Consider the following 9,331-nt stretch of genomic DNA (forward strand, 5'->3'; position numbering starts at 1 on the left):
GAGTCGACGGCGGCCGGAGCGCGGGCCGACATGCCGGGACAGGGCCGAGCCACGGCGTATCGGATCGCTTCCGCCCCAGGCCGCGCTATGTTGACACGATGTCCGAGCTGCGAACCGACCGTCTCCTTCTCCGCGACTGGCGGGAGTCCGACCTGGACCCGTGGGGCCGCGCTGAACGCCGATCCGGAGGTGCGGGAGCACTTCCCGGAGCTCCTCACCCGTGAGCAGAGCGAGGCGTCCGCCGCTCGCTTCCGGAACGACCTCGGCCTACGGGGCTGGGGCTGGTGGGCCGTGGAGGTGCGGGCCACGGGTGAGTTCATCGGATTCGCCGGGCTGGATCCGGTGGACGACGACATGCCGTTCACCGGAGTGGAGGCGGGCTGGAGGCTGGCGCGCACGGCTACGCGACCGAGGCCGGGCGGGCCGCCCTGGCCTTCGGCTTCGAGCGGCTCCGCCTCCCCGAGATCCTCGCGGTCACCACCGCCGCCAACCTCCGCTCCCAGGCGGTCATGCGCCGCCTGGGCATGACCCGGGACCCGGCGGACGACTTCGACGACCCGACGGAACCGCAGGGACCGCTGCGCCGGGGTGTGGTGTACCGGCTGGCGGCGGCCGACGAGTGATCCGAAGGGCCCGGCGGCCGGCCTCTCAGCCCGCCGCCCAGCCCGCGTAGAACAGGCCGAGACCGGCGATCACGCAGATGCCCTGGATGGTCCAGAAGCGGACGACGACCAGGACTTCGGACCAGCCCTTGAGTTCGAAGTGATGCTGGAGCGGGGCCATACGGAACACGCGCTTGCCGGTCAGCTTGAACGAGCCGACCTGGATGACGACCGACATGGTGATGAGGACGAACAGCCCGCCGAGGACGGCCAGCAGCAGCTCGGTGCGCGAGCAGATCGCCAGTCCGGCGAGGGCACCGCCGAGCGCGAGGGACCCGGTGTCGCCCATGAAGATCTTGGCGGGCGAGGTGTTCCACCACAGGAACCCGAAGCAGGCACCCATCAACGCGGCGGCCACCACGGCGAGATCGAGCGGATCGCGCACCTCTATGCAGGAGGCGGGGTCGGTGAGTTCCATGGCGTTGGCGCACGAGTTCTGGAACTGCCACAGCCCGATGAAGGTGTAGCCGCCGAACACCATGACCGACGCACCGGTGGCGAGACCGTCCAGACCGTCGGTCAGGTTCACCCCGTTCGACATGGCCAGGATCATGAACAGGGCCCAGACGACGAACAGCACCGGTCCGATCGTCCACCCGAAGTCGGTGACGAACGACAGCTTCAGCGAGGCCGGCGTCTGCCCCCGCTCGTCCGCGAACCGGATGGCGAGCAGCGCGAACACGATCCCGACGATCAGCTGACCGGCCATCTTCGCCCCGGCCCGCAGCCCCAGCGAACGCCGCTTCACGATCTTGATGTAGTCGTCGAGGAACCCGACCACACCCATGCCCGCCATCAGGAACAGCACCAGGAACCCCGGGTACGTCGGGCTCTCACCGGTGATGACCTTGGTCGCGCCGTAGGCGACGACGGTGGCCAGGATGAAGGCGATGCCACCCATCGTGGGCGTCCCGCGCTTGCCCGCGTGGCCGCGCGGGCCGTCGTCCCGGATGTACTGCCCGTAGCCCTTCCGAGCCAGCAACTTGATCAGCAGCGGTGTGCCGATCAGCGTCAGGAAGAGGCCGATGGCCCCGGCGTACAGGATCTGGTTCATCGGACGGCGGTCTCCCCCTCGGTCGCGCTCTGACGCACGACGGCCTCACCGGTCTCACGGGTGGTGCAGGTGTCGCTGGTTCTCACGGGCCCCACCCTATGCAGTCACCTGATCTTCGTATCGCAGCGGGTAGTTGACGACGGGGGGTGGGGGGCGGCCGGTCGTGGTCACCCGACCCGACGCGGCCGGACTGCGCTCGGGGCGGTGGCTGGCCCGTGCCGCGTACCGTCACGCCCGCACGCCGTCATCAGGAGACGCGTGACAGCGACATCGCCGCCATCACCACGGTGAGCAGCCCTACATACGCCCAGGCGTGGACCCGGTCGGGGATGCGCGGTGGGCGCCGACGCAGCACCCCGATGACCGGCAGGGCGCCGACAAGCAGGGCCGCGGCGGCACCGAGGTCGACGAGGCCCACCAGGCGGACGTGCGCACCGGCGGAGGCCGGGAGCCCGGCGCCGCTGAGCGAGAGCGCGGTGGCCAAGGTGAGGGGGTTGGCCAGCGCGCTCGCCACGTGCATCGTGTGCCCGGCGCGCCGCATCGCGGGGACGGTCATGACGATGCCCCCGACGCCGAGGAAGGCCGCGACCGCGCCGACGGGTGCGCCGAGAACGGCCGGCACCGGACGCGGTCCGCCCACCGGCCCCCCGAGGTGAGTGCGAGGGCGCAGGAAGCCGGGCCGCCGCAGCAGATCGACGATGGTGATGGCCACGTACGCGACGAACGACCAGAGAACCAGCGCCGGTGGGGCGAGGCGGGTGGCGAGCGCACCGGCCGAGGCGCCGGCCGCCGGCAGGAGAAGCAGCCCGGTGCTGCCGCGGAGGGCGCCGAGCACCGCCCGGGTGTGACGGCGTTCCAGGGCCACCATGACGGCGTGACGCACAGCCTTCGGGTTCCACCCCGACCTGCCGGGCACGGACATCCGCATCGTGCACGCGAGACGCTCGCACCGCAGCCCCGCGTGATCGATGCCCGAGGGACCCCGACGGACGACGAAGCGGATCGACCGCCTGGAGCCGGATCGTCGCGCTGACCCGGCTACGGCCGGGTCACTCGAAACGGTGCTCACGACGTGGCTGCCCCGCCTGGACCGTCCTGGGCCCGCCGACGGCGCGTGACGCGTAGGACCGGGCACCGACCGACCGCCCGGCACGGACCCCGCCGCACCCTCCCCCACCGGCCCAGCTCCCGGCCACCCGGCCCGGGCTGAGACACTGCACGTCATGGCCTCTTTCACTCCCGCGCGCGCCCTGCTGATGCTGACCACCGGGCTGACCTGTCTGCTGATGGCGGGCGGTGCCCTGATCGGCGCGCTGATCGGCGGCGGTGTCGTCGCTCTGGGGGCGGCCGTGTGCGCGGGGCTCGTCGGCATGGTGGGCTCGCTCATCGTGCGGCGGCGGGCCATGGCGCACTTCGCCATGGCCCAGCGGCAGGCCGGACAGCGGGGCTACGCCGAGGGCATCGCGCACGGTGTGCTCATCCATGTCACCGCCTACGAGGCCGCCGTCTTCCCCCGCACCGGACCGAACGGCGTCAGCGCCGAGGAACGCGCGGCCCGCCGCACCATCGCCTACCGCATGGCCGCCCTGGACGAAGTCCCCCAGCGCGTCCGCGTAGCCGCCGCCGACGCCCTCGCCCTCCTCGACAAAACCGACCGCGAGGGCGCCGAAGAGGCCCTGGCCCGCCTCGCCACGACGGTCCGCCTGGAGTACACCCGCCTCTGACACCCGCTCGCCCGAGACGTCATCTCCATTGGTGGTCGGGGGGCGTAGATAGTCACTGGCAGGCGTCCAGCGGGGACGGTTGAATGTCGTGGTGAGCGGTTACTGGACCCCGGCGCATCAAGCGGTCGAGCAGGAGGATGCTGAGGCCCTGGCCCGGTTGCTGGCCGCTGGTTCCGATCCCGACGAGGTCTTCGGCAACATGACGCTGCTGACCCACGCGATCGATGTCGAGGGCGATGGGTCCCTGCAGAGCGGGCAGCCGTTGACTGTGCACACCACGGCCGTGCTGCTGGCCTTCGGGGCTGATCCGGAGCTCGCAGATCCAGAGGGCCGCACCCCCATGGACATGGCCAATCACTACGACCACGACCTGGCGATGAATCTGCTGCAGACCCACATCAGCAGACGAGCCTGCGGACCGACGAAGACGTGTCCGTCTCGGTCGGGCGCAGCGAACTGTTCCAGGGGATGGGTCGCTGAAGTCGACGCTGCCGGCAGTGAGCCCTAGCCTCACGCCATGGGTGACGCAGTCAAGGCAGAGAGCGCCGTCAAGAACCGCTGTCTGAGAGCAGCCCGCATGCTTGCCCCATGCGTGAGCTACTTCGTCGAACGGGTGTCGTTCGGGGCCTCGGACGACGGCGACTGCGTGGATGTCTTCCTCAGAGAGGGTCCGCACAAGCCGGACGTCGTGATCTCGCTCACCTCTCTGCACCGCGTCGAGACAGGTGATTCAGTCGCGGTCCAAGGCTCCTTCATCGACGAGATCTTGGTGGAATACCTCCCACGACTGCCCCACCCATGGCCTGACGATGCCACCGGTCTCATCGACCGCTCTGCCGATCTCCCCGAGTTGGTGCGGCTCCGGATCACAGGGCCTTCGGAGGTCGACGTGGTCGCATCCTGCCTCACCGTCTACACCGCGATGAGCGACGACGAAGCAAGCTTGCCGGCGCAGGGATGAGCAAGGCCCGAGCGGTTGCTGTACCGCAGCGCAACACGCGGTCAGGCGGATGCAGGAATCGAGGGGCCGGCAGACCGGTCCGAGCACGGGAGAGAAGCGGCCGCAGCCGCTGGATGACCCTGCACCCGGTGGCCGACGAGACCCCGAACAGTGGCGTGAGCTCAGGAAACGACGTCCTACTCATCCGATCCAAAGAGACGAACAGCCGCCGCCGAGGGGACTGGCAGGGATGGCCGCAGCACGCATGGCAGCAGCAGTGCTGGTCACATGGGCCGTACTGATCGCGCTCCTACTCGCGCCGTCGCCCTTGCCAGAGCGCTGGCGCCATTACATCTACTCGCCGGCGAGCGTGGGCTTGTGGATGCTGACCATGCTTGTGGCACCCGTCGTGGTCTGTACCGTCAAATGGCCCTGGATCAAGTCGGGCAACGGGTGAGCCCCGACTTGCACGGAGCCCGCTCGCTACCCCGTAACCTCCTGCTGAAGGTGCTGACGATCACCGAGGTCCACTGTCGTTGCGCGGTTCCCCCCCCCGGCAGCACGACCAACATCCAAGGCCCGGTCCCGGGTTCCACCGAGCTGGTTCCCGTCAGTGAAGCGAGCGGTTGGGCAGAGAGCCGACCAGACCGGCTGGATGCCTCGTGGCTCTGCGGGAGTGAAGCGCCACTCCCGCAGAGCCCACCGCAGCTCCGGCCCGGTCGGTCAGCCGTGCCAGGCGACCTTGTCACAACGCCGCTTCTCGGCCGTGGGCATACGACATCTGTCGTGCTCGGGCCGTCGGTCGCCGACCCCGGCCGGGGGCTCAGTGGCCGCTGATCCCCCGAGCCGTGTACGGCCGCTCCAGTTCCTCGGTCTCCTTCTCGGTCAGGGTCACGTCGAGTGAGGCGATGGCGTCGGTGAGGTGGTGGGGCTTGGTGGCGCCGACGATGGGGGCGGTGACGGTGGGGCGGCTCGACAGCCAGGCGAGGGCGATGCGGGCGCGGGGCACTCCGTGTTCGCCGGCGATGCGGGTGACGGTGTCGACGATCTCACGGTCGCCCTCCTGGTAGAGGGTGCGGCCGAAGTTGTCGGTCTCGGTGCGGGCGGTGACGGTGTCCCAGTCGCGGGTGAGGCGGCCCCGGGCCAGCGGGCTCCAGGGCAGGGTGGCGACGTTCTGGTCCGCGCAGAGCGGGAGCATCTCGCGCTCCTCCTCGCGGTAGAGGAGGTTGTAGTGGTTCTGCATGGAGACGAACCGCGTCCAGCCGTGGGACAGGGCCGCGTGCTGCATCTTGGCGAACTGCCAGGCGTACATCGAACTCGCCCCGAGGTAGCGGACCTTGCCCGCCTTCACGACGTCGTGCAGGGCCTCCATCGTCTCCTCGACCGGGGTGTTCGGGTCGAAGCGGTGGATCTGGTACAGGTCCACGTAGTCGGTGCCGAGGCGCCGCAGGCTGTTGTCGATCTCCGTCATGATCGCCTTGCGGGACAGGCCCCAGGCATTGGGGCCCTGGTGCATGGCGCCGTTCACCTTGGTCGCGAGGACGATCTCCTCGCGGCGGGCGAACTGGGCGAGCGCGCGGCCGACGATCTCCTCGCTGGTGCCGTCGGAGTAGACGTTCGCCGTGTCGAAGAAGTTGATCCCGGCGTCCAGCGCCTGCCGGATGAGCGGGCGGGAGGCCTCCTCGTCCAGGGTCCACTCGTGCGTGCCTCGGTCGGGGAGGCCGAAACTCATGCATCCGACACAGATCCGGGACACGTCCAGACCCGTCGAGCCGAGCTTCACGTACTGCATCGTTGCGACTCCTGTTCTGTGGGGTGTGCGGCTGACCAAGCGTACGGAGGGGCAGAGGTTCGAACGGTCCGGAAACGACGGAGGTTCCGGTCGTCAGATGCGGTACCGCCGCAGGGCCGGTGTCACGGTCGCCAGGAGCAGTACGGCGGCGATGACGAGGAGACCGCCGCCGACGACGGCCGTACGGGCGCCGAAGGCCGCGCCGGCGGTGCCGTGCAGGACGTCGGCGAGGCGGGGCCCGCCGGCCACGACCACGGTGAAGACGCCCTGCATCCGGCCGCGCATCTCGTCGGTGGCGGCGGACAGCAGGATGGCCCCGCGGAAGACCATGGAGACCATGTCGGCGACCCCGGCGGCGGCGAGGAACAGCACCGCGAACCAGAGACTGGTGCTCAGCCCGAAGCCGGTGATGGCCGCGCCCCAGGCCAGTACGGCGGCGATGACCATGAGGCCGTGCCGGTTCGAGCGGGAGAAGGTGCCCGACATCAGTCCGCCGACGACCGCGCCGATGGGGATCGCGGCGAAGAGCAGGCCGAGGGCGAGGCCTTCGCCGTAGGGCGCGTACGTGGTGTCGGCGAGCTGCGGGAAGAGCGCCCGGGGCATGCCCAGGACCATCGCGATGATGTCGGCGAGGAAGGACAGCAGGAGCACCTTGTGCAGGGCGATGTAGCGGAAGCCCGCGAGGACCTCCCGCCAGCCCGCCCGCCGGGTCGTGCCGGTGTCCAGGGGTGGCAGGGAGGGGAGCTTGTAGACCGCCCAGAGCGTGATGCACAGCGCCAGCGCGTCGATCAGGTACAGCTCGGCCAGGCCGATCACCGGGATGAGAGCGCCGGCGAGCAACGGACCGGCCACCAGGCCGAGTTGCATGACGGTCGAGCCGAGGGCCGCGGCGGCGGCCAGTTCACCGGCGGGGACGAGACGGGCCACGGAGGCGTTGCGGGCGGGTGAGTTGAGGCCGAAGAAGGCCTGCTGGAGGGCGAGCAGCGCCATCAGCGCCCAGACCGATTCGAGACCGGTGACGGCCTGGACCCAGAACAGCACCGAGGTGACGGCGATACCGGTGTTGGTGACCAGCAGCAGGGTGCGGCGGTCCACGCTGTCGGCGACCGCACCGCCCCACAGCGCGAACACCACCAGCGGCAGCAGTCCGGCGAGGCTCGCGTAGCCGACCCAGGCGGAGGAGCCGGTGATGTCGTAGATCTGCTTGGGCACGGCGACGGCCGTCAGCTGGCTGCCGACGGCCGTGACGATGGTGGAGGACCACAGGCGCCGGTAGGCGGGGCGGCGCAGCGGGCGGGTGTCCATCGCCCAGCGGCGCCAGCCCCGGCGCGGTGGTGTCGGTGAGCCGTCCTCCGGTGCGGTGGCGTCGCCCTCCGGTGCCGTCTCGTCGCCGGCGCTGCTCTTGGTGGTGTCCACGGGCATCCTGATGCTCGATACATCTTTCGATACGGGCACCACTATCGCGGAGATCACCACCACCGGGACAGGCGATTACGCGGCCGTCTCACATGCTGTCGCCGTACACACCTCGCTGGGGCTCAGGCTCCGGCGATCAGCATCCCGCCCAGCACCAGCATCGTCACCGCGACCAGGCCGTCGAGGACACGCCAGGCCGAGGGGCGGGCCAGATGGCGGCTGAGCAGCCGGGCGCCGAAGCCGAGGGCGGCGAACCAGCACAGGCTGGCGAGACCGGCGCCCAGGCCGAAGGTCCAGCGCAGGGAGCCGTGGTCGGAGGCGAGGGAGCCCACCAGGAACACGGTGTCCAGGTAGACGTGCGGGTTGAGCCAGGTCAGCGCCAGGCAGGTGAGGACGGCGCGGCGCCGGGTGCCCGCCGACCCGGTCTCGGTGCGCAGCGCGTCGTCGCCGGGCCGCAGGACGCGCCGGGCGGCCAGGGCGCCGTAGACCAGGAGGAAGCCGCCGCCGACCAGGGCGACCGCCTTCAGCGCGCCGGGCCAGGCGACGACCACCGCGCCGACCCCGGCGACGCCGAGGGCGATCAGCAGCGCGTCGGAGAGGGCGCAGATCGCGACGACGGGGAGGACGGCGTCGCGATGCAGCCCTTGGCGCAGGACGAAGGCGTTCTGGGCGCCGATGGCGACGATCAGGGACAGGCCGGTGCCGAATCCGGCCGCGAGGGCGGTCATTTCGCTGAACACACCCCTGACGCTAGGAAATACACCACCCATGCGTACAGCTAAAGATTCTTACGTATCATTAGCATTCATGATGATGCCCATGACGTCTCAGCTTCCGCTCGATCTGGTGCGCACCCTGCTCGTGGTGGTGGACGAGGGCACGTTCGACGCGGCGGCCGGTGCCCTGCATGTGACGCCGTCGGCGGTGAGCCAGCGGGTCAAGGCGCTGGAGCAGCGGGTCGGCCGGGTGCTGCTGATCCGGGAGAAGCCGGTGCGGCCGACCGAGTCCGGTGAGGTGATCGTGCGGTTCGCGCGGCAGCTGACCCGTCTCGAACACGACGCGCACGCCGCGCTCGGTATGACCGGCGCCGGGGAGACCGCGACCACGCGGGTGTCGATCGCGGTGAACGCGGACTCGCTGGCCACCTGGTTCCTGCCCGCCCTGACCCGGGTGCCCGAGGACCTGCGGCCCTGCTACGAACTGCTGCGCGAGGACGAACAGCACACGGCCCGGCTGCTGCGCGAGGGGCTGGTGATGGCGGCGGTCACCTCGGCGCCGGACGCCGTGGCGGGCTGCTCGGTCCGGCCGCTCGGCCGGATGCGGTACGTCCCCTGCGCGGCCCCCGCCTTCGCGGAACACCGGCTCGGCACCGGGTCGGGTGTGCCGCTGGAGGACGTGATCGCGGACGCGCCGGTCGTGTTCTTCGACCGGCGCGACGAGTTCCAGGACGCGTTCGTACGGCGGCTGACGCGGGGCCGCCCGGCGGGTGAGCTTCGGCACTACGTGCCGACCTCGGAGGGTTTCGTGGACGCCGTGGTGACCGGGATGGGCTGGGGCATGGTGCCCGCCGTGCAGGCCGAGCCGCTGCTCGACGCGGGCCGGCTCGTGAATCTGGCACCGGAGCGGACCGTGGACGCGCCGCTGTTCTGGCAGCAGTGGAAGCTCGACTCCCCCGCGCTGACGGCCGTGGCGGAGGCGGTCGCGGCGGAGGCCGCCGAGGCGCTCGAACCCTGAGCCCGATGC

9 protein-coding genes and 2 pseudogenes are annotated in these 9,331 nt (G+C 70.6%); 6 read left to right on the top strand and 5 right to left on the bottom strand.

Annotated elements, in window-relative coordinates; translation table 11 throughout:
- Window positions 1-98: 98 nt before the first annotated feature.
- Window positions 99-623, top strand: a pseudogene (locus J8M51_RS06610) (GNAT family N-acetyltransferase).
- 25 nt (window positions 624-648) lie between these two features.
- On the opposite strand, the gene mraY reads toward J8M51_RS06610, so the two are convergent.
- Both mraY and J8M51_RS06620 read right to left on the bottom strand, forming a co-directional pair.
- Window positions 649-1,716: a phospho-N-acetylmuramoyl-pentapeptide-transferase gene (mraY, locus tag J8M51_RS06615; RefSeq protein ID WP_086752439.1), complete on the bottom strand. Its 1,068-nt coding sequence runs from the start codon at window positions 1,714-1,716 to the stop codon at window positions 649-651.
- Window positions 1,717-1,963: 247 nt separating this feature from the next.
- On the bottom strand, window positions 1,964-2,584 hold the full coding sequence (locus tag J8M51_RS06620; RefSeq protein ID WP_256964044.1) for a TSUP family transporter: 621 nt from the start codon (window positions 2,582-2,584) through the stop codon (window positions 1,964-1,966).
- 355 nt (window positions 2,585-2,939) lie between these two features.
- Between J8M51_RS06620 and J8M51_RS06625 the strand changes: the two genes are divergently transcribed.
- From J8M51_RS06625 to J8M51_RS06640, 4 genes and pseudogenes are all read left to right on the top strand, one after another.
- Window positions 2,940-3,440, top strand: coding sequence for a hypothetical protein (locus J8M51_RS06625; RefSeq protein WP_086752436.1), 501 nt, complete (start codon window positions 2,940-2,942; stop codon window positions 3,438-3,440).
- A gap of 91 nt (window positions 3,441-3,531) precedes the next feature.
- A pseudogene (locus J8M51_RS06630) lies at window positions 3,532-3,852 on the top strand (ankyrin repeat domain-containing protein); the annotation flags it as partial.
- Window positions 3,853-3,957: 105 nt separating this feature from the next.
- On the top strand, window positions 3,958-4,401 hold the full coding sequence (locus tag J8M51_RS06635; RefSeq protein ID WP_086752433.1) for a hypothetical protein: 444 nt from the start codon (window positions 3,958-3,960) through the stop codon (window positions 4,399-4,401).
- 244 nt (window positions 4,402-4,645) lie between these two features.
- Window positions 4,646-4,837, top strand: a complete 192-nt coding sequence (locus tag J8M51_RS06640) for a hypothetical protein (RefSeq protein WP_086752485.1) — start codon at window positions 4,646-4,648, stop codon at window positions 4,835-4,837.
- 366 nt (window positions 4,838-5,203) lie between these two features.
- Here the strand turns inward: J8M51_RS06640 and J8M51_RS06645 are convergent, their stop codons facing one another.
- From J8M51_RS06645 to J8M51_RS06655, 3 genes are all read right to left on the bottom strand, one after another.
- Entirely contained in the window at window positions 5,204-6,172 is a 969-nt protein-coding gene (locus tag J8M51_RS06645) for an aldo/keto reductase (RefSeq protein ID WP_086752431.1), read from the bottom strand.
- 93 nt (window positions 6,173-6,265) lie between these two features.
- Window positions 6,266-7,588 carry an MFS transporter gene (locus J8M51_RS06650; protein WP_179202880.1) on the bottom strand — a complete coding sequence of 441 codons (1,323 nt, stop codon included), beginning with the start codon at window positions 7,586-7,588 and terminating at the stop codon, window positions 6,266-6,268.
- A gap of 122 nt (window positions 7,589-7,710) precedes the next feature.
- Window positions 7,711-8,316, bottom strand: a complete 606-nt coding sequence (locus tag J8M51_RS06655) for a LysE/ArgO family amino acid transporter (RefSeq protein ID WP_216869168.1) — start codon at window positions 8,314-8,316, stop codon at window positions 7,711-7,713.
- 91 nt (window positions 8,317-8,407) lie between these two features.
- Here J8M51_RS06655 and J8M51_RS06660 point away from each other — a divergent pair, with 91 nt between their 5' ends.
- Window positions 8,408-9,322, top strand: a complete 915-nt coding sequence (locus J8M51_RS06660; RefSeq protein ID WP_267299032.1) for a LysR family transcriptional regulator ArgP — start codon at window positions 8,408-8,410, stop codon at window positions 9,320-9,322.
- Window positions 9,323-9,331: the final 9 nt, after the last annotated feature.

This window comes from Streptomyces griseiscabiei, assembly GCF_020010925.1.
GTDB lineage: Bacteria > Actinomycetota > Actinomycetes > Streptomycetales > Streptomycetaceae > Streptomyces > Streptomyces griseiscabiei.

Excerpts from the sequence above, each read along its gene's own strand:
- mraY (WP_086752439.1), bottom strand. The coding sequence starts at position 1,716 with ATGAACCAGATCCTGTACGCCGGGGCCATCGGCCTCTTCCTGACGCTG.
- J8M51_RS06620 (WP_256964044.1), bottom strand. The coding sequence starts at position 2,584 with ATGGTGGCCCTGGAACGCCGTCACACCCGGGCGGTGCTCGGCGCCCTC.
- J8M51_RS06625 (WP_086752436.1), top strand. The coding sequence starts at position 2,940 with ATGGCCTCTTTCACTCCCGCGCGCGCCCTGCTGATGCTGACCACCGGG.
- J8M51_RS06635 (WP_086752433.1), top strand. The coding sequence starts at position 3,958 with ATGGGTGACGCAGTCAAGGCAGAGAGCGCCGTCAAGAACCGCTGTCTG.
- J8M51_RS06640 (WP_086752485.1), top strand. The coding sequence starts at position 4,646 with ATGGCAGCAGCAGTGCTGGTCACATGGGCCGTACTGATCGCGCTCCTA.
- J8M51_RS06645 (WP_086752431.1), bottom strand. The coding sequence starts at position 6,172 with ATGCAGTACGTGAAGCTCGGCTCGACGGGTCTGGACGTGTCCCGGATC.
- J8M51_RS06655 (WP_216869168.1), bottom strand. The coding sequence starts at position 8,316 with ATGACCGCCCTCGCGGCCGGATTCGGCACCGGCCTGTCCCTGATCGTC.
- J8M51_RS06660 (WP_267299032.1), top strand. The coding sequence starts at position 8,408 with ATGACGTCTCAGCTTCCGCTCGATCTGGTGCGCACCCTGCTCGTGGTG.